20 protein-coding genes are annotated in these 17,687 nt (G+C 65.0%); 5 read left to right on the forward strand and 15 right to left on the reverse strand.

The features are described 5' to 3' along the window. Positions 1-16 precede the first annotated feature (16 nt). The 11 genes from VW23_RS16105 to coxB form a co-directional block, all read right to left on the reverse strand. Positions 17-1,279, reverse strand: a complete 1,263-nt coding sequence (locus VW23_RS16105; RefSeq protein WP_084646222.1) for a M16 family metallopeptidase — start codon at positions 1,277-1,279, stop codon at positions 17-19. Further along, positions 1,280-2,680, reverse strand: a complete 1,401-nt coding sequence (thrC, locus tag VW23_RS16110) for a threonine synthase (RefSeq protein WP_069910563.1) — start codon at positions 2,678-2,680, stop codon at positions 1,280-1,282. A gap of 98 nt (positions 2,681-2,778) precedes the next feature. Then, complete coding sequence (locus tag VW23_RS16115) at positions 2,779-3,564, reverse strand: SURF1 family protein (RefSeq protein WP_069910564.1); 786 nt, start codon at positions 3,562-3,564, stop codon at positions 2,779-2,781. Beyond that, on the reverse strand, positions 3,557-3,934 hold the full coding sequence (locus VW23_RS16120) for a DUF983 domain-containing protein (RefSeq protein WP_069910565.1): 378 nt from the start codon (positions 3,932-3,934) through the stop codon (positions 3,557-3,559). Before VW23_RS16120 ends, VW23_RS16115 begins: the two co-directional genes overlap by 8 nt. A 3-nt stretch (positions 3,935-3,937) precedes the next feature. Beyond that, positions 3,938-4,555, reverse strand: a complete 618-nt coding sequence (locus tag VW23_RS16125) for a pyridoxamine 5'-phosphate oxidase family protein (RefSeq protein WP_069910566.1) — start codon at positions 4,553-4,555, stop codon at positions 3,938-3,940. A 70-nt stretch (positions 4,556-4,625) separates the two neighbouring features. Then, on the reverse strand, positions 4,626-5,465 hold the full coding sequence (locus VW23_RS16130; protein WP_069910567.1) for a cytochrome c oxidase subunit 3: 840 nt from the start codon (positions 5,463-5,465) through the stop codon (positions 4,626-4,628). 2 nt (positions 5,466-5,467) lie between these two features. Then, positions 5,468-6,031, reverse strand: a complete 564-nt coding sequence (locus VW23_RS16135) for a cytochrome c oxidase assembly protein (protein WP_069910568.1) — start codon at positions 6,029-6,031, stop codon at positions 5,468-5,470. Then, positions 6,031-6,189, reverse strand: coding sequence for a hypothetical protein (locus VW23_RS29025; RefSeq protein ID WP_176730420.1), 159 nt, complete (start codon positions 6,187-6,189; stop codon positions 6,031-6,033). The genes VW23_RS16135 and VW23_RS29025 overlap by 1 nt, the downstream gene beginning before the upstream one ends. Continuing rightward, on the reverse strand, positions 6,189-7,118 hold the full coding sequence (locus VW23_RS16140) for a heme o synthase (RefSeq protein WP_069910569.1): 930 nt from the start codon (positions 7,116-7,118) through the stop codon (positions 6,189-6,191). The genes VW23_RS29025 and VW23_RS16140 overlap by 1 nt, the downstream gene beginning before the upstream one ends. Positions 7,119-7,173: 55 nt before the next feature. Further along, positions 7,174-8,868 carry a cytochrome c oxidase subunit I gene (ctaD, locus tag VW23_RS16145; protein ID WP_069910570.1) on the reverse strand — a complete coding sequence of 565 codons (1,695 nt, stop codon included), beginning with the start codon at positions 8,866-8,868 and terminating at the stop codon, positions 7,174-7,176. Between the two features lie 60 nt (positions 8,869-8,928). After that, the gene (coxB, locus tag VW23_RS16150) at positions 8,929-9,837 is read right to left on the reverse strand and encodes a cytochrome c oxidase subunit II (RefSeq protein ID WP_342029927.1); all 909 of its coding nucleotides are present in this window, start codon (positions 9,835-9,837) and stop codon (positions 8,929-8,931) included. A 391-nt stretch (positions 9,838-10,228) separates the two neighbouring features. On the opposite strand from coxB, the gene VW23_RS16155 reads away from it, so the two are divergent. Both VW23_RS16155 and VW23_RS16160 read left to right on the forward strand, forming a co-directional pair. Then, the gene (locus tag VW23_RS16155; protein WP_069910572.1) at positions 10,229-10,708 is read left to right on the forward strand and encodes an invasion associated locus B family protein; all 480 of its coding nucleotides are present in this window, start codon (positions 10,229-10,231) and stop codon (positions 10,706-10,708) included. A 12-nt stretch (positions 10,709-10,720) separates the two neighbouring features. Then, positions 10,721-11,416 carry a gamma-glutamylcyclotransferase gene (locus VW23_RS16160; protein WP_069910573.1) on the forward strand — a complete coding sequence of 232 codons (696 nt, stop codon included), beginning with the start codon at positions 10,721-10,723 and terminating at the stop codon, positions 11,414-11,416. 440 nt (positions 11,417-11,856) lie between these two features. Here the strand turns inward: VW23_RS16160 and VW23_RS16165 are convergent, their stop codons facing one another. Beyond that, the gene (locus tag VW23_RS16165; protein ID WP_069910574.1) at positions 11,857-12,129 is read right to left on the reverse strand and encodes a hypothetical protein; all 273 of its coding nucleotides are present in this window, start codon (positions 12,127-12,129) and stop codon (positions 11,857-11,859) included. A 157-nt stretch (positions 12,130-12,286) separates the two neighbouring features. Between VW23_RS16165 and VW23_RS16170 the strand changes: the two genes are divergently transcribed. Continuing rightward, positions 12,287-13,174, forward strand: coding sequence for a LysR family transcriptional regulator (locus VW23_RS16170; protein ID WP_069910575.1), 888 nt, complete (start codon positions 12,287-12,289; stop codon positions 13,172-13,174). A 6-nt stretch (positions 13,175-13,180) separates the two neighbouring features. Here the strand turns inward: VW23_RS16170 and VW23_RS16175 are convergent, their stop codons facing one another. Further along, on the reverse strand, positions 13,181-13,789 hold the full coding sequence (locus VW23_RS16175; RefSeq protein WP_069910576.1) for a MarR family winged helix-turn-helix transcriptional regulator: 609 nt from the start codon (positions 13,787-13,789) through the stop codon (positions 13,181-13,183). 161 nt (positions 13,790-13,950) lie between these two features. Here VW23_RS16175 and VW23_RS16180 point away from each other — a divergent pair, with 161 nt between their 5' ends. Together VW23_RS16180 and VW23_RS16185 are read left to right on the forward strand one after the other, a co-directional pair. Then, positions 13,951-15,006, forward strand: coding sequence for an ATP-binding cassette domain-containing protein (locus VW23_RS16180; RefSeq protein ID WP_201788059.1), 1,056 nt, complete (start codon positions 13,951-13,953; stop codon positions 15,004-15,006). A gap of 10 nt (positions 15,007-15,016) precedes the next feature. Further along, positions 15,017-15,775, forward strand: coding sequence for an ABC transporter permease (locus VW23_RS16185; protein WP_069910577.1), 759 nt, complete (start codon positions 15,017-15,019; stop codon positions 15,773-15,775). On the opposite strand, the gene VW23_RS16190 is transcribed toward VW23_RS16185, so the two are convergent. Next, on the reverse strand, positions 15,776-16,999 hold the full coding sequence (locus VW23_RS16190) for an MFS transporter (protein WP_069910578.1): 1,224 nt from the start codon (positions 16,997-16,999) through the stop codon (positions 15,776-15,778). It abuts the gene before it with no gap. Continuing rightward, positions 16,996-17,610, reverse strand: coding sequence for an ArsR/SmtB family transcription factor (locus tag VW23_RS16195; protein WP_069910579.1), 615 nt, complete (start codon positions 17,608-17,610; stop codon positions 16,996-16,998). Before VW23_RS16195 ends, VW23_RS16190 begins: the two co-directional genes overlap by 4 nt. Positions 17,611-17,687: the final 77 nt, after the last annotated feature.

Genomic DNA, 17,687 nt, shown 5'->3' on the forward strand with positions numbered 1-17,687 from the left:
TGACGCTGCCAAGCCCTCAGTTCTTCAGCTGTGCCGCGATGTCGCGATAGTCGGGGAGCTTGGCGACCGGGCCGATGCCCGCCAGCGAAACCTGGCCGGCGTCGAACACTTGCCGCGCAATCTGCTTCACCCGGTCGGCGGTGATGCGGTTGATGCGATCGACCGTCTCCTGCAGCGGAATGGTGCGGCCCCACAGGATCTGCTGGCGTGCCAGCTGTCCGGCGCGTGACGACGGGCTTTCGAGCGACATCAGGAGGCCGGCGCGGATCTGGTTGCGAACCCGGACCACCTCTTCGTCGGTGATGGTCTCGGTGGCCTTGCGCAGCTCATCCAGCACGACCGGCAGCAGTTCCGCCACCTCGTCCTCGCCGGTCGAGGCAGCGACGCCGAAAATACCGCTATCGGCGAAGGCCCAGTGGAAGGCATAGACCGAGTAGCAGAGGCCGCGCTTCTCGCGCACTTCCTGGAACAGCCGCGAGCTCATGCCGCCGCCGAGGATCGAGGCGAGGATCTGCACGGCATAAAAGCCATCGGAATTGTAGGCGCGCCCTTCCATGCCGAGCACGATATGGGCCTGCTCGTGATCGGAGACGAGGCGCTGCTCGCCGCCGACATAGGCCGCCTTCTCCGGTGGCGGGGCGCCGGTGGGCTTCAGATCGTGGAAGCGGTTATTGGCGATGTCGACCAGCGCATCGTGGTCGACGTTGCCGGCGGCGCACAGCACCATGTGGTCGCCCACATAGTTGCGCTCCATATAGGCGCGGATCGAATCCGGGCCAAAGCTGTTCACCGACTCGACGGTGCCGAGGATGGTGCGGCCGATGGCCTGATCGGGAAAGGCCGCCTGCTGGAACAGGTCGAACACGTGATCGTCGGGGTTGTCGCGCGCTGCGCCGATCTCCTGGACGATCACCTGCTGCTCGCGATCGAGCTCATGCTGCTCGAACTGCGAGTTCTGCAGGATGTCCGAGAGGATGTCGGCGGAGAGCGCGACATCTTCCTTCAGCACCCGGGCGAAATAGCCGGTGTGCTCCACTGAGGTCGCGGCATTGAGATCGCCGCCGACATTCTCGATGGTGGAGGCGATCTCCAGCGCATCGCGGGTTTTGGTGCCCTTGAACGCCATGTGCTCGAGCATATGCGAGATGCCGTGCTCGGCTTCGGTTTCGCTGCGCGACCCGGCCTTGACCCAGATGCCCAGCGACGCGCTTTCAAGGTGCGGCATGTCGTCGGTGAGAACGGTCATGCCGTTGGGAAGCGTCGTACTCCGGACCGTCACTTATGCTCCTCCGGCACGAGAGCGTGCCGCAATGAACTGCTCAACCTCGGACTGATCGTTGTTCAGTACCGTCAAGCGTTCTTCTCGTTCGTAAAGATCAGACAACCACGCCGGCAAGGCCGGTTCAATGCCCGCAGCGGCCTTGACCGCCGCCGGGAACTTGGCGGGGTGCGCGGTGGCGAGCGTCACCACCGGGGCGGTGCCGCCCACGAGGGAGCGGGCAACGGCGACGCCGACGGCGGTATGGGGGTCGAGCAGGTAGCCCGAGCCGGTCTCTACGGCCTTGATGGTGGCCGCCGTTGCGGTCTCGTCGGTGCGCCCGGCGACGAACTGCCGGCGGATCGCCACCATGCCCCGATCGGGAATGGAGAAGCCGCCGGATTGCTTCAGGCCGCTCATCATCGACTTGACCGCATCGGCATCACGATCGACCGCCTCGAACAGCAGCCGCTCGAAGTTCGAGCTGACCTGGATGTCCATCGACGGGCTGATGGTGGGGGTGACGCCGGTGACCTCGTAGCGCCCGGTCTCGATGGTGCGAGCGAGAATGTCGTTGGAGTTGGTGGCAATGGCCAGCGTCCTGATCGGCAGCCCCATGCGCGCCGCGCAGTAGCCGGCGAAGATGTCGCCGAAATTGCCGGTGGGGACGGTGAAGATCACTTCGCGCTGCGGCGCCCCGAGCGAGGCAGCGGCGGTGAAATAGTAGACGATCTGCGCGACGATGCGGCCCCAGTTGATCGAGTTGACGCCACTGAGGTGCGTCGCCTCGCGGAAACCGCGGTTGTTGAACAGGCCCTTCACGATGTCCTGGCAGTCATCGAACGTGCCGCGCAGCGCAATGTTGTAGACGTTGGCGTCGAGCACCGTGGTCATCTGCCGGCGCTGCACTTCGGAGGTGCGGCCCTCGGGATGGAGGATGAAGATGTCGGTGGCTTCGCGGCCGCGGAAGGCTTCGATGGCGGCCGAGCCGGTATCGCCCGAGGTCGCGCCGACAATGGTGGCGCGGCTGCCGCGATGGGCGAGGATATGGTCCATCACCCGGCCGAGGAACTGCATCGCCACGTCCTTGAACGCCAGCGTCGGGCCGTGGAACAGCTCGAGCACGAAGTGCCCAGGCTCGATTTCCACCAGCGGCGCAACCGAGGGGTGCCGGAAGGTGGCGTAGGCCCCATCGATGATGCGCTTCAGCTCAGCATCGGGGATTTCGCCAGCGACGAAGCGGCGAATGATGTCGAAGGCGACTTCGGCATAAGGCCGGTTGGCATAGGCCGCGATCTCGCTGGGGGAAATCTGCGGCCAGTGCTCTGGGACATAGAGGCCGCCATCACTTGCCAGACCCGCAAGGACTGCATCGGAGAAGCCGGGCACGACCGCCCCGCCGCGCGTAGAAACGAACTGCATGTAGGGAAAGCGCCCCGCCTTGTTCTCACACGTGCCTGCTGCGCACGCGGTTTGGGATTGCGCGGCACCCTAGTGAAACTGCGGCTGCGCCGCAAGTTTCATGGCTTGGGTGGTAGCTTGGGTAGCCTGGGCACCCGCTGACGGCGGGCCCAGAAGAACAGCAGGAACGGCACTAGTGTGGCGAAGCCGAACCAGGTGATGGCGTAGCCAAGGTGGTTGTTGGGGAAGCTGACGATGGTCTCACCGCCCTGCGGCAGGATGCCATCGCCCATGGCCGGCAGGTCGATATAGATCGGCGCCACCGGCTGCGAAACCGGGCCGGAGAGCGATGCCAGGCGCTCGGTGTTGCGGACCCATTCGATGCGCTTGGCGGTATCGGGCGCCGGGGTGAAGCTGTTGATCTCCTCGCTGGCACGGGCGACGCCCACGAGGCTGACGAGGCCCGGCGCGACGGTGCCGCCGGCAGCGAAGGCCCCGGCGGACTCCTCGGGCACGAAGCCGCGGTTGATGAAGACGGTGCCACCGGCGGCCAGCTCGAGCGGGGTCATCACCCAGTAGCCGGGGCCGGAGTACTTGCCCCGCTGGTCGGCAAGGCTGGTGAACACGAGCACCGTCTGTTCGGGCTGGAAAGTCCCGGCGGCAGTGACCGGGCGGTAGTTCCAGGCGTCGGCGTCGAAAGCACCCCACTCGCCGACCGGCGGCAGCGGTTCGGGGGCGAGGGTCATGCGCGAGGCGACGTTGGCGATCAGTTGCTCTTTCTCGCCGAGCCGCTCGACCTGCCAGATGCCGAGCATCACGAACGGGCCCATCAGCACCAGCATGAAGCCGATAAAGGCCCAGAACGACCAGCCCGCACGCCGGCTGGGGCGGCTGTCGTCAACCATCGAGGCGGCCTTCGCCGGCGCGGTTATGGTACTGCAGCGCCACCATCGTCGCCTTCAGCGGGCGGAGCAGCAGCAGCGACAGGATGACGGTGCTGGGCAGCCAGAGCAGCAGGTGGACGAACGGCGGCGGATGGAACAGCCCCTCGACCGTTGCTGCCGCGCCGACGATGACGAAACCGACGATCAGGATGATGAACACCGCCGGCCCCTCGGTGGCGGCGGCAAAGCTCAGGTCCGCACCACAGCTTTCGCAGCGCGACACCGGCTTCAGGAAGCCGGTGAACAAGGCCCCTTCCCCACAGCGCGGGCAACGGCAGGCAAGGCCGGTGGCGAAAGGAGATGGCAGGCGTTCGGGAGACGGCTCGGTCATGGCTCAGTACAGCGTGGTCTTGAGGCGTTCGGGCAGCGCGCGATCATAGGCTTCGCCGTCGATGCGCGCCTCGCTGGTCGCGGCGAGCGTCTGACCGGGGCTCGGCAAAGCGGCGCGTTCGACCTGGCGCGCCGGATTCCACAGCTCGGAGCGCACCAGGGCGCGCGAGCACTGGAAGAACACGGTGTCGATATGGATGACGAGCACGCTGCGCGGCTCTTTACCGGCGACGGCGAGGCGCTGCATCAGCTCGGGGGCGACGGAGATCTCGGCAGTGCCATTGACGCGCAACGTCTCGCCGACGCCGGGGACGAGGAACAGCAGCGCGACGCGCGGATCGGCAATGACGTTGCGGAGGCTGTCGATGCGGTTGTTGCCGCGACGGTCGGCGAGCAACAGGGTCTTGTCGTCGAGGATTTCGACGAAGCCGGGTGGGTCACCGCGCGGCGAGGCATCGAGTCCGCCGGGACCCGAGGTCGCGAGGATGGCGAAAGGCGAAGCCTTGATCAGCTCGGCATAGTGCGGGTGGAGATACGGCATCTCTTTGAGCGAGGCGCCGAGGCTGACCTCGCCATAGAGCGCCTCGAGGCTCTCGACGTCGCGGATGATGTGATCGGTCATCTCTGTCCCCGGAAAAACAAAGGGCGCAGCTTTGCCGCGCCCCTCGGGAAGTTGTTGGGTACCCCTCGCCTTAGTGGCTCAGGGTGACGCCCCAGCTGCCCCAGACGTAGATCGAGGCGAAGAGGAACAGCCAGACCACGTCAACGAAGTGCCAGTACCAGGCGGCGAACTCGAAGCCGAGGTGATGCTCGGGCGTGAACGAGTCGCGCAGGGCGCGGATCAGGCAGACGATCAGGAAGATCGTCCCGATCAGCACGTGGAAGCCATGGAAGCCGGTCGCCATGAAGAAGGTGGCACCATAGAGGTTGCCGCTGAACTGGAAGCCGGCCTCGGAGTATTCGAGCGCCTGCACGCAGGTGAACAGCACGCCGAGCGCAATGGTAATGGCGAGGCCCCAGACGAGGCCGCGCTTGTCGCGGTGCAGCAGCGCATGGTGGGCCCAGGTGACGGCGGTGCCCGAGGTCAAGAGGATCAGGGTGTTGAACAGCGGCAGGTGCCAGGGGCTGAACAGCTCGACGCCGGTCGGCGGCCAGGTCGGGCCCATGGCGGCGATGCGGGCATACTGCTCGTGCGCTTCCTGGTTGAAGAAGCCATCGAAATAGGCCCAGAACCAGGCCACGAAGAACATCACTTCGGAGGCGATGAACAGGATCATGCCGTAGCGGTGATGCATCATCACCACCGGGGTATGGTCACCGGCCTTGCCTTCCTTGATGACGTCGCTCCACCACGCGTACATGGTGTAGAGCACGCCAACCAAGCCGGCGATCAGGATCCAGAACGAGGTGATTTCATGGAACCACAGCACGGCGCCGACGGCCATGACAAAGGCCGAGACCGAGCCGACGAAGGGCCAGGGGCTGGGGTTTACCAGGTGGTAGTCGTGGTTGGGCTTGGCGTGCGCAGCCATGGTCAGCTTCCCTCGCTCTTAACGGCGTAGAATGTATAGGACAGGGTGATGTCCCGGATGGTGTCGAGATCGCGGTTCTCGGCGATATCGGGGTCAACGAAGAAGACGATCGGCATCTCGACGGTCTCGCCGGGCTGCAGCGTCTGCTCGGTGAAGCAGAAGCACTCGATCTTGTTGAAGTACATGCCGGTCTGCTCGGGCGTGACGTTGAAGATCGCCTGGCCGGTGACGGGCTTGTCGGAGAGATTGTGAGCGACAAAGACCACCGTCTCTTTGTTGCCGATCTTGTCGGTGACGGGCTTAGCAGGCGTCACGGTCCAGGGCAGCGCGCCTTCAACGTTGGAGTCGAAGCGCACCGTCATCTCGCGGGCGATGGCGCCCTTGAGGTTGCCGGCGGACACCTGCGTGGTGCCGCCAAAACCAGTGACCTGGCAAAACAGCGCATAGAGCGGTACGGCGGCATAGGCAGCGCCGACCATGGCGGCGACCAGCAGCAGCAGCGTGATGGCGACGCGGCGATTGCGGGGCGAATTGGGCGGCGATTGCGGCAGCGACGCGTCGGTCATCAGAGTGGCCGATCGAGCACGGCCGGCCCCATCTTCACGATGGTCAGGACGTAGACAATGATGACGAAGGCGGCGAGCGCCAGGCCCAGGGCCACCGAGCGACGGCGGCGGCGGGCGGCGGCTTCGGCCGCTTCGTCGCGCTTCACAGGTTCGACCATCAGAGCCATCCCAGCATGTTGGCTACGTGGTCGGTGATCAGCGCCAGGAAGATCACGGCTAGATAGCTCAGAGAATAAGTGAACAGCACGCGCCCGGCCTTCTTCATCGCCACCGTCTCGGTGGTGCGGAAGAGCGCCCAGGCGAACCACAGGAAGCCGGCGCCGGTAGCGACCGCGGCGGCGGTGTAGATCGGACTCATGAAGCCGATCCAGCTCGGCACCAGCGTCGAAGCGACGAGCAGCACCGAGTAGACGAGGATCTGGACCTTGGTGGCCTTTTCGCCGGCGACGTTGGGCAGCATCGGGATACCGGCAGCGCCGTAGTCGGACTGCTTATAGAGCGCCAGCGCCCAGAAATGCGGCGGGGTCCAGAGGAAGATGATGAGGAACAGCACCACGGATTCGATGCTGATCGTGCCAGTGACCGCAGCCCAGCCGACCATTGGCGGGAAGGCGCCGGCGGCGCCGCCGATGACGATGTTCTGCGGCGTCGAGCGCTTCAGCCACATCGTGTAGATCACGGCGTAAAAGAAGATGGTGAAGGCGAGCAGGCCAGCCGCCAGCCAGTTGGTGGCGAGGCCGAGCAGCGCCACCGAGAACACCGAGAGCACGAGGCCGAAGGCCAGCGCGTGATCGCGCTCCATGCGGCCCGCCGGGATCGGCCGGTTGGCGGTGCGGCTCATTACGGCGTCGATATCGGCGTCGTACCACATGTTCAGCGCGCCCGAGCCCCCTGCCCCGATGGCGATGCAGAGGATGGCGACCGCGCCGATGAAGGGATTGATGCCGCCGGGAGCCAGCAGCAGACCCACCAGCGCCGTGAACACTACGAGCGACATGACCCGCGGCTTCAGCAGCGCGAGATAGTCCTCGACCCGCGCCTCGTGGGCGCCGGTCGATATCTCATTGCTGTGGTGCACGTAGGCCAATGTCTCTCGCCTTGGTTGCCGCGGGACCCGGGAGGTCCCGCGCGCAGTCTGTTGGTCAGTGCTTGTCGTCGGCGCCGATACGCGGCAGCGTCTCGAACTGGTGGAACGGCGGCGGGCTGGGGAGCGTCCACTCGAGCGTGGTCGCACCATCACCCCACGGGTTGGCCGGGGCCGGACGCTTCTTACGGGCAGCCTCGAACAGGATGTAGAGGAACAGTACCAGACCGGCGAAGGTGATGTAGTAGCCGATCGAGGAGACGCGGTTCCACAGCGCGAAGGCATCCGGATAGTCGATGTAACGACGCGGCATGCCGGCGAGGCCGAGGAAGTGCTGCGGGAAGAAGATCACGTTCACGCCGACGAAGGTGATCCAGAAGTGGATGTTGGCCAGCGTCTCGTTGTACATGATGCCGAACATCTTCGGGTACCAGTAGTACCAGGCGGCGAAGATGGCGAACACCGCACCCAGCGACAGCACGTAGTGGAAGTGCGCCACCACATAATAGGTGTCGTGCAGCGCGCGGTCGGCGCCCGCATTGGCCAGGATCACGCCCGTCACACCGCCGACGGTGAACAGGAAGATGAAGCCGATGGCCCAGAGCATGGGGGTGCGGAAGGTGATCGAGCCGCCCCACATGGTGGCGATCCAACTGAAGATCTTCACCCCTGTAGGCACTGCGATGACCATGGTGGCGGCCACGAAGTAGCGCTGCACGTCGAGCGACATGCCGACGGTGTACATGTGGTGCGCCCACACGATGAAGCCGACGCCGCCAATGGCGATCATGGCGTAGACCATCGCGAGGTAGCCGAAGACGGGCTTGCGCGAGAACGTCGAGACAATGTGGCTGACGATGCCGAAGCCCGGCAGGATCAGGATGTACACTTCGGGGTGACCGAAGAACCAGAACAAATGCTGGAACAGGATCGGGTCGCCGCCACCTTCAGGCGCGAAGAACGTGGTGCCGAAGTTGCGGTCGGTCAGCAGCATGGTGATGGCGCCGGCGAGCACCGGGAGCGACAGCAGCAGCAGGAAGGCGGTGACCAGCACCGACCACGGGAACAGCGGCATGCGGTGCAAGGTCATGCCCGGCGCGCGCATGTTGAAGATCGTGGTGATGAAATTGACGGCGCCAAGGATCGACGACGCACCGGCGATGTGGAGCGACAGGATGGCAAAATCCATCGCCGGCCCCGGTTGCCCGGATGTCGATAGTGGCGGGTAGATGGTCCAGCCGCCGCCGACGCCGTGCGCCCCTGCCGGTCCTTCGAAGAACAGCGACAGGATGAGCAGCAGGAAGGCCGGCGGAAGCAGCCAGAACGAGATGTTGTTCATGCGCGGGAAGGCCATATCCGGCGCGCCGATCATCAGCGGCACGAACCAGTTGCCGAACCCGCCGATCATCGCCGGCATCACCATGAAGAAGATCATGATGAGGGCGTGCGCGGTGGTGAACACGTTGTACATATGCTTGCCGGCATCGAGCGCGGCATCGGCATCGGTCTGGTAAACCAGCGCGGCAAGGCCGTGGAAAATCTGGATACCAGGTTCCTGCAGCTCGAGGCGCATGGCACCGGACAGCAGGCCACCGATCACCCCCGCGCAGATCGCGAAGATAAGGTACATCGTGCCGATGTCCTTGTGATTGGTGGAGTAGATGTAGCGTCGCCAGCCGGTTGGATGGCCATGATCATGCGCCGCGGCGTGGCCGTGGCCGTCATGGGCTTCCAAAGCGTGAGTATCGGCCATTCTGAGCGATCCCTTTATCGAATTCTCGCTGCGCCGGGTCGAGGACCCGCGCACGGGTCCTTAGCTGAGTGCAGGCAGGGTAGCGTTGGCGTCGTCGACGGTACCCGCCTCGAACGCTGCCATCCAGGCTGCGAATTCTTCCTTCGTCACGACGCGCACGGCGATCGGCATGAAGGCATGGTCCTTGCCGCAGAGCTCGGAGCACTGACCGTAATAGATGCCGGTCTTGCGGGCGTTGAACCAGGTTTCGTTGAGCTTGCCGGGGACCGCGTCGATCTTGATGCCGAACGAGGGCACGGCGAACGCGTGGATCACGCCCGACGGGTCGGCGGTGATCTGCATGCGCACGGTGGTGTCAACCGGAACGACCAGCTGGTAGTCGACGGCGAGCAGACGGGGCTGCACCGGCACCTGGGCTTGGCGCGCTTCCTCAGAGAGAATCGAGGAGGAGATCGACTTGCCCTGGTCGACATACTCATAGTCCCAGTACCACTGCTGGCCGGTCGCCTTGACCGTCAGCGCGGCGGCGGGAACTTCGACGTCGCCGAACGAGAAGATGTTGGAGCCCAGATACTTGCGCTGCCCGTCGGGAACGGTGAGCTGATCGGTCAGCACCGCGAAGGAGGGGATCGCGATGATCACAAGGATCAGGATCGGCACAACCGTCCAGACGATCTCGACCAGCGTATTATGCGTGGTGGTCGACGGCTTGGGGTTAGCCTTGGCGTTGAAGCGCACGATCACGACGATCAGCAGCACCAGCACCAGCAGGGCAATCAGCACGGAGGTCCAGAGCAGCGGGCCATCGTGGAAGGCGTGGATGGAATCCATGATCGGGGTCACGGAGGGCTGCAGCCCGATCTGACCCGGCACCGGATGGCCTTGCTCCTGCGCAGTCGCGACCATGGGCGCGAAAGCGAGGGCAGCGGCTCCCAGCGAGCCAATCGAACTCAGTAGTTTGCCGGTCACCTAAAAAACCCCCTTGAGATCCCGTCTGGTCCGGTATCTAGCGCAGGTTGAGGTGGGCAAATGCGGCATAGCGAAACGCCGCCCCGACTCAACCTCGGAGCGCTTGAAACTTGGAACGTGTCTAAACCACATCGGCAGACCCAAGGCAATTCATGCCTCTCGTCGCACCGTGCGTCAAAACGCACCTCGGGGCAAATCGGCGGTCCTGGCTCGCACGCCTCACGCTCGCCTTGATTGGCAGGCGTTTATCCGCGGCGTCCCGCCGGCCGGCTTGTTGACAGCCGCGTGGGGCCAGCCGACTAAGTACAAAAGCCTGCGGGAACGCGGGATTCGTTATGTCACATATAGAGAGAGTGGATCGGTGCAGCCAATCCTCGGGCTTGTTGTTCGGATGTTCGCGGTGCTGGCGATTGCCGCGGGGCTGATGTCCCCTGCCCTGGCGCAGGGCGTGGTCAAGGCACAGTACGGCGACTGGCAGATGAGCTGCGACACGCCGCCCGGCGCCAGCTTCGAGCAGTGCGCGCTGATCCAGAACGTCTCTGCCGAGGACCAGCCCAATGTCGGGCTGTCGGTGATCGTCTTGAAGACCGCCGACAAGCAGGCGCGGCTGCTGCGCGTCCTGGCGCCGCTCGGCGTGCTGCTGCCCAATGGACTGGGGCTCAATATCGATGGCGCCAATATCGGTCGGGTGGCGTTCGTGCGCTGCCTGCCCAATGGGTGCGTGGCCGAAGTGGTGCTCGACGACGAGCTGATCACCAAGCTGACCACCGGTAAGAGCGCCATCTTCTTCGTGTTCAAGACACCAGAAGAAGGCATCGGCATCCCGGTGTCACTCAACGGCTTCGGCGACGGGTTCGCACAGCTCCCCTAAGGACAGCGCCCGATGCCCCGGCCCGCTCGGCAGATGCGCCTGACTGAGGCCCACGTGGCCCGGATGGCGCTGCTGGTGACACCGGATGGGCCGCTGCCGCCGCAGGAAGCTGCGACCGACGAGGATTTTCGGCAGTTCGCCGAGGATATCCTCGCCGGCAGCGACGGCTCGGACCAGATCTGGGTGTTCGCTTATGGCTCGTTGATCTGGAAGCCGGCCTGCGACTTCGTCGAAATCCGCACCGGCCTGTTGCGCGGCTGGCATCGCGCCTTTTGCCTCGGCTGGAACACCTGGTTCCGTGGCTCTGAGGCCAATCCCGGGCTGATGCTGGCGCTCGACCGCGGCGGCTCGTGCAAAGGCGCGCTCTACCGCTTGCCGCCGGGCGCCGCCCAGGAGAACATCGAAAAGCTGTGCCGGCGCGAAATGGGCCGCAAACCCACGTCGTTTCCGCCGCGCTGGGTGACGGTGATGACCGAGCAGGGTCCGGTGCGAGCCTTCACCTTCTGCATCGATCGCAATAGCGGACGCTATGTCTCGGGGTTGAGCGAGGCGCAGATCGCCGAGGTGCTGGCCAAGGCCGTCGGCTCGCGTGGCTCGATGGTCGAGTACCTGTTCAACACGGTGAGCCACCTCGAGCAGCTCGGCATCCACGACCCGCATCTGTGGCGGCTGCAGGAACTGGTGGCGGAGCGGCTGGACGGAACCTGAACCCACTCGTTGATCGAAGGGCTATCAACTCGCTCGGCATCTCAGTGAAAGCTTTTGGCGCTGAGTTATGGCGGCGCCCCACCCACCGGGTCATTCCCGCGAAAGCGGGAACCTCTGTTTTCTTGGCCTTTGCACCGTCGCAAACGGAGGTCCCCGCTTTCGCGGGGATGACACCGAGCTTGGGGTGCTTATGGTGGCAAGCTCATCGAGGTGCCCTTTCGCGGGGATTGGGCACGGCCAACAGCCCACCAATGAAAAAAGCCGGGCCCTAGAGCCCGGCAGTTCATCAGGAAACAGAGCCGGCGGGTGAGCCGGCCCGAAGATGGCACAACTGGGGTTGAGCCATGGGTGAAGGCTAGGCCTGAGCGAGCGCGCTGCTGAACCAGAAAGGGCTGCAACCCTTCCTGGACGCGCTCAGATGGTCTTCCGTGCGGGAAGCCTCAGGGGTTAAGCCAATGGCGGGAGCTTTCGGCACGCTTCTGCTGCAGCTTGTAGCCGGGGCGCTGGCTGGGGCTGTCGAGCGCTTCGAACAGATCCTGGCGATTGATGCCGAGATCCTCGAGGCGGGCAGTGTCGTAGTCGAGAAGCGACTCGAAGGCGACGCGGCGAGCTCGTGCAGCCCGGACTTTGGCGAACCAGTTCACCAGAGCGCGCAACGGGGTGGACGACGCGGCAGCCATCGACGGCCGCTCGCTCGAAAGCAAGTGGACCATGGTCCTTCTCCAATTTTCATTTTTGCCTGGGCAGGGAGTGCCGGGGCGGGGTAGCGATCACGCGACCGCCTATGCCGGCTGATATGAGCCCTTGCCATGTATTCGTCCAACAAATAGATTTCATCCCGATCATCAAATTTCGTGATGGAGAAGCGGGATGACCACTCCCCTCGATCTCGACCAGTTGCAGAGCTTCTGCGCCATCGCCGATTGCGGCAGTTTCACCGAGGCGGCGCGCCGGGTGAACAAGACCCAGTCGGCGGTGTCGATGCAGATCAAGCGGCTGGAGGAGCGGCTCGGCCAGGCGCTGCTCAGCCGTGACGGCCGTACGGTGGCGCTGACCGAGTATGGCGATGCGCTCTACGCGCGGGCGCGCCGCATGCTGAGAATCAATGCCGAGATCATGGACGTGTTCTCGGATGGCGACCTTAAGGGCTCGATCCGCTTCGGCGTGCCGGACGATTACGCGGTGCGCCTGCTGCCGGTGATCCTGTCGAGCTTCCAGCGTACCCACCCCAAGATCGTGGTCGACGTGCGCTGCCAGCCGTCGGAAGAGCTGCTCGATGGGATGAAGAAGGGCCGCTACGACCTGATCGTCTTCACCCAGGGCACCAACCACGAGTATGGCGAGATGTTCCGCACCGAGCGGATGTTCTGGGTGGCCTCGCATGGTGGGCAGGCGCTCGCTACCGAGCCGCTGCCGATCGCGGGGGGCCTGCATTGCTGCTGGAAGGAGAACGCGGTCGAGGTGCTGAACCGCATCGGCCGCGATTATCGCATCGCCTACACCTCGTCGAACGCCATGGCGATCGCCAGCGCGGTGCTGACCGATCTCGCGGTCGGCTTTCTGCCCGAGAGCGCCTTGCAGCCGGGAATGCGGGTGATCGCCGAGGACAAGGACCTGCCGCGGCTGCGCGACGCCGAGATCGCCATCATGCGCGCCAGCCACGCCTATGGCGGCATCTATGACGCGCTGGCCAGCCACATCGTCGCCAGCATGGGCAACCTCGACGGCAAGGACAGCCTGCCGATGGCGGCGGAGTAGCGACCGCTACTTCTTCTTGTCGAGCAGCCCGCTCAGCTCAGCCTGCAACCTACCCCGGTTGGCCTCCACGGCGCGCTCGAAGGCGCGGGCCTGGATCAGGCGGGCAGCGGGAGTGGTGGCGCGCGGGTCGAGGTGCTCGCGCAAAGCTGCCGCCAGCTCGGTCTGCAGGAACGTACCGATCTCGAGGAACTGCATGATCGCGGCGAGCTGATCGGGCGAGAAACGGGCCAGCATCATCGGCCCGGTCTTCTCGTAGTGGCCAAAGATGCGGTGGGTGATGGCCTTCATGTCCTCGGTCACCTCGATCCAGATCTTGCGCCGGTCGAGCGTATCGCGAGTGCGCAGCACATAGCCGGCGGCCTCCAGCCGATCGATCACCGCGGTCACCGCGCCGGTGGTCAGTCCGCTGTCATTGGCGAGCTGGCCGGCACTCACCCTGCCTCGCTGATCGATCAGGTCGAGGCAGCGGCCATCGGTGCGATTGATGCCGAGGAACTGCGTCAGCGTCTCGTCGAACAGGTCGGTCGCGGCCTGATTGGCACGGGTGGCTTCCTTGAAATGCAGGCCGAAGCCTTCAGCTGCAGTTTCTCTTGACTCGTTGATATCTTGATCCATAAGATAATTATACGATGAGATATCGGGGAAAGCAAGATTCCTGGATGTCGCAGGTGGTCGTCCGGGCTCAAGCAACCGAAATCAAGCCGGCCGACCGCCAAACCAGCATGAAGACCACGCAACCCAAGACGACGCAAAGATGACGGCCGGAGGGCCGGCAGATGAAACCGCAATCGCATCCGTTCCAGCCGATCCGGCGCCTGCCGGTCGAGCTGATCGCCGTGCCGCACAACGACAACGAGGCGCAAGTGACCAACACCATCATCGAGGCCAAAGGCCTCAAACGAAGCTTCAAGGCCAAGGGCGCCAAGGGCAAGACGATCGACGCCGTGCGCGGCATCGACCTGAGCGTGCGCGAGGGCGAGATCGTCGGCTTTCTGGGGCCTAACGGCGCCGGCAAGACCACGACGTTGAAGATGCTCTGCACCTTGCTGGCGCCGACTGACGGCTCGGCGACCGTGGTCGGCGCCGACCTCCGCCGTGACCCGGTCGAGGTGCGGCGGCGTATCGGTTATGTCAGCCAGGCGGGCTCGACCTCACCGGAGGCCAAGGTCGGCGAGGAAATCGTCAGCCACGCCCGGCTCTATGGCATCGACAAGCAGGTGGCGATCCAGCGCGGCAAGGAACTGCTCACGGCGCTCGACCTCGCCGAGATCTGGGACCGCACCTGCGGCTCGCTGTCGGGCGGGCAGCGGCGGCGGCTCGATATCGTGATGGGGCTGATCCACCAGCCGCGGCTGGTGTTCCTCGATGAACCCTCGACCGGACTCGACCCGCAAAGCCGGGCGAACCTGTGGAATCACATCAGGAAGCTCCGCGACGAGCTCGGCACCACGGTGTTCCTCACCACTCATTACATGGATGAGGCCGACTCGCTGTCCGACCGCATCCTGATCATCGACCACGGCACCATCGTCGCTGAAGGCACGCCAGCCGAGCTGAAGAAGCGGGTGTCGGGCGACACCATTACGCTGACGCTGAGGACCGAGGCCGATGCAGTGAACTCGGGCGGGATCGCGACGCGACTCAATGGGGCGGATGCGCCGGTGATCGAGGCGAACGTGGTGCGCTTCCACGTGCCGGATGGGGCGACGGCGCTGCCGGTGCTGCTCGGTGACCTCACGAAGGCGGGGATCGACGCGATCGGCGTCGACGTGAACCGCCCTACCCTCGACGACGTGTTCCTGACGCTGACCGGCCGGTCACTGAGGGATTAAGGAGAGCATCATGTCCTTCATTCGCGATACGTGGATCATCTTCAGGCGCTCGATGGTGCTGTCGCTCCGGCAGCCGCTTTGGGTGGTGATCGGGCTGCTGCAGCCAATCCTCTATCTGACGCTGTTCGGCCCGCTGCTGCAGACGATTGCCGCGACCTCCGGCTTTCAGGGTGACGCCTGGCAGGTGTTCGTGCCGGGGCTCCTCGTGCAACTCGGGATTTTCGGTGGGCTGTTCGTCGGCTTCGGCATTATTGCCGAGTGGCGCTCCGGCGTGATCGATCGGCAACTGGTCTCGCCGGCGGCGCGCACGGCGATCATCGCCGGGCGAACGCTGCGCGACGTGGTGGTGATCACGGTGCAGGCGATTGTCCTGGTCGGCGCCGCATTCTTCCTGGGGCTGCGCGTACCGGTGGGCGCGCTGCTGATCGGGCTGGTGCTGGTAGCCCTGCTCGGCGCGGCGTTCTCGTTTATCTCGAACGCCATCGGCATGGCGACCAAGAGCGAGGATGCGCTGGCACCGATGGTCAACACCCTGGCACTGCCGATCCTGTTGCTCTCGGGCATCCTGTTGCCGATGACGCTGGCGCCGGCCTGGCTGCAGATCGTGGCCAACTTCAACCCGTTCAAACACATCGTCGAGGCGCTGCGCGCGGTGTTCCTCGGACAATTCGACTCGCCGATCGTGTGGATCGGGCTGCTGCTGGCCGTGGTGCTGGTGGTGATCGGCGCCTGGGTCGGCAGCCGGGTGCTGGCGGCGCAGACGAAATAGCTAGACCGACTGCGCTTCGCTCGGCCGGCTTCCGAAGGAACGGAAGCTGCGCCGGGCAAGCGGCAACAGCGTTGCGGCAAAATAGAGAAGGCCGGTGAGCCACAGCGTCGGCCCGAGCCCGAACAGGGCGATCAAGGCGCCGCCGACGAGCCCGCCAAAGGGGATGAGCGCCCAGGTGAAGGCGCCGATCAGCGCCGTGGCGCGGCCGATCATTGCCGATGGGATGCGCTCGATGATCACGGCGCTGAGGATCGGGTTGATGAAACCGGCCGCAAAGCCGGCAATGGCCAGTGTGACAAGGGCGGCGATAAGGGGCACGTCGATGGCGAAGATGGCAAAGCGCGGCAGGCCGGCGATGAGGAACGCCACGGTGTAGACCGTGAGCCGTGGCAGGCGCTCGCCGGTCGCCGTGGCGATAGCGGCGCCGGCGATCGCACCGGCGGACATCACGGCAAAGAGCAGGCCGAGCAGCGCGGCATCGTGGCCGGAGCTCTGCGTCCAGACCGGCAGCAGCACGACCGAGTAGGCGGCGTCGAGCAAGTTGGTGGTCGAGATCATGATGACGATGCCGACCAGCAGGGCATCGCGCCGGATGAAATCGAAGCCCTCGCGCAGCTCGGTGAAATAGGACGCCCGGGTTTCCGGCTGGGTGGCGCGAAATGCCGGGATGCCCACAACGACGACCAATGCGGCGAGCCCGAAGGTAGCGGCATTCAGCGCCAGGGCGAGGCCGGGACCGATGAGCGCGATCAGCCCGCCAGCCGCCGCCGCGCCAACGGTGGAGGCGAGGCGGTCGATGACGCCGGCAACGCCGGTGACGCGCTCCAGCGGCACGGCGGCGAGCCGGGCGATCTCGGGCACCATGGCGTGCTTGGCCGCATCGGACGGACCGCGCAGCATCCCCATGGCGACGACGATGGGCAGCAGCAGCTCGAAACCGATCCAACCGATAAGGGCGAGCAGCGGGACGAGTCCAACCACCAGCACGGAAGCAAGATCGCAACCGATAGCGAGGCGCTTGGGACCGATGCGATCGATCAGTGGGCCGGACAGCGCCTTGGCGACGACATAAGGCAGCATCTCGGCCATGGCGACGATGCCGGTCAGCACCGGGCTGCCGGTGGAGGTCAGCACCAGCCAGGGGATGGCGATGGTGGAAAGACGCGTGCCCGAGATCGAGAGGGTCTCGGCAACGGCGAAAGCCAGGAAGGGGCGGCGGTTCATGTCTTCTCCCCCTCTTCGCCGGTGAGTCGTCCGGGATGCGGGAAGGCGTGCAGCATCACGGTGTAGAGCTCCATGCCCGGCGGCAGGTTGGCGCCGAGACCGGGGGCTTCACGCATCGCCTGCCAGAGCAGCTCGAGGAGCTTGCCTTTCAGCGCGTTGGCCTGCTCGGTGGTCATGGCGATGGTGAAATCGCTGATGTGCGTGGTGGCCTGCCAGTCGGGCGGCAGGCGCACGAACTCCTCCTGCGCACGCTGCATCAGGTTCACCTGCTCGGTGAGCGCGGCCTGGGCGAAGGCGACACTGGTATCGAACTGCTCCTGCGTGCCTCCGGGCTCGAAAAACGACGTCGACTCATGTCGCGCCTGCCACCAGCGATCGCGGCGCGAGGGCTGGTCGGGAGCTTCCTCGATGAAGCCGTGCTGGGCCAGCTGACGCAGGTGATAACTGGTGGCGCCGGTGTTGAGGCCGAGGCGTTCAGCAAGGCGGGTGGCCGTCGCCGGGCCATCGATGCGCAGCATGCCGAGCATGCGCAGCCGCACCGGATGCGTCAGGGCTTTCAGAGCGGTCGCATCGGGAACGATGCGGGTGATCTCGCGGGTCGGGGCTTTCATGCCCGGAAGTTACGATCGCAAAGGAATGTTTGCAAATGATTCTTTGTGATCTGTGGCTGCTCACGCAGTGCTCTTGG

It is taken from the genome of Devosia insulae DS-56, from assembly GCF_000970465.2.
Taxonomy (GTDB): Bacteria; Pseudomonadota; Alphaproteobacteria; order Rhizobiales; family Devosiaceae; genus Devosia_A; species Devosia_A insulae.

What these genes read in the sequence shown, in the direction of transcription:
- VW23_RS16190 (WP_069910578.1), bottom strand. Translation starts at nt 16,999, where the DNA reads ATGAACCGCCGCCCCTTCCTGGCTTTCGCCGTTGCCGAGACCCTCTCG.
- thrC (WP_069910563.1), bottom strand. Translation starts at nt 2,680, where the DNA reads ATGCAGTTCGTTTCTACGCGCGGCGGGGCGGTCGTGCCCGGCTTCTCC.
- ctaD (WP_069910570.1), bottom strand. Translation starts at nt 8,868, where the DNA reads ATGGCCGATACTCACGCTTTGGAAGCCCATGACGGCCACGGCCACGCC.
- VW23_RS16130 (WP_069910567.1), bottom strand. Translation starts at nt 5,465, where the DNA reads ATGGCTGCGCACGCCAAGCCCAACCACGACTACCACCTGGTAAACCCC.
- VW23_RS16125 (WP_069910566.1), bottom strand. Translation starts at nt 4,555, where the DNA reads ATGACCGATCACATCATCCGCGACGTCGAGAGCCTCGAGGCGCTCTAT.
- VW23_RS16170 (WP_069910575.1), top strand. Translation starts at nt 12,287, where the DNA reads ATGACCACTCCCCTCGATCTCGACCAGTTGCAGAGCTTCTGCGCCATC.
- VW23_RS16135 (WP_069910568.1), bottom strand. Translation starts at nt 6,031, where the DNA reads ATGACCGACGCGTCGCTGCCGCAATCGCCGCCCAATTCGCCCCGCAAT.
- VW23_RS16160 (WP_069910573.1), top strand. Translation starts at nt 10,721, where the DNA reads ATGCCCCGGCCCGCTCGGCAGATGCGCCTGACTGAGGCCCACGTGGCC.
- VW23_RS16165 (WP_069910574.1), bottom strand. Translation starts at nt 12,129, where the DNA reads ATGGTCCACTTGCTTTCGAGCGAGCGGCCGTCGATGGCTGCCGCGTCG.
- VW23_RS16180 (WP_201788059.1), top strand. Translation starts at nt 13,951, where the DNA reads ATGAAACCGCAATCGCATCCGTTCCAGCCGATCCGGCGCCTGCCGGTC.
- VW23_RS16155 (WP_069910572.1), top strand. Translation starts at nt 10,229, where the DNA reads ATGTTCGCGGTGCTGGCGATTGCCGCGGGGCTGATGTCCCCTGCCCTG.
- VW23_RS16195 (WP_069910579.1), bottom strand. Translation starts at nt 17,610, where the DNA reads ATGAAAGCCCCGACCCGCGAGATCACCCGCATCGTTCCCGATGCGACC.
- VW23_RS16120 (WP_069910565.1), bottom strand. Translation starts at nt 3,934, where the DNA reads ATGACCGAGCCGTCTCCCGAACGCCTGCCATCTCCTTTCGCCACCGGC.
- VW23_RS29025 (WP_176730420.1), bottom strand. Translation starts at nt 6,189, where the DNA reads ATGGTCGAACCTGTGAAGCGCGACGAAGCGGCCGAAGCCGCCGCCCGC.
- VW23_RS16185 (WP_069910577.1), top strand. Translation starts at nt 15,017, where the DNA reads ATGTCCTTCATTCGCGATACGTGGATCATCTTCAGGCGCTCGATGGTG.
- VW23_RS16115 (WP_069910564.1), bottom strand. Translation starts at nt 3,564, where the DNA reads ATGGTTGACGACAGCCGCCCCAGCCGGCGTGCGGGCTGGTCGTTCTGG.
- VW23_RS16175 (WP_069910576.1), bottom strand. Translation starts at nt 13,789, where the DNA reads ATGGATCAAGATATCAACGAGTCAAGAGAAACTGCAGCTGAAGGCTTC.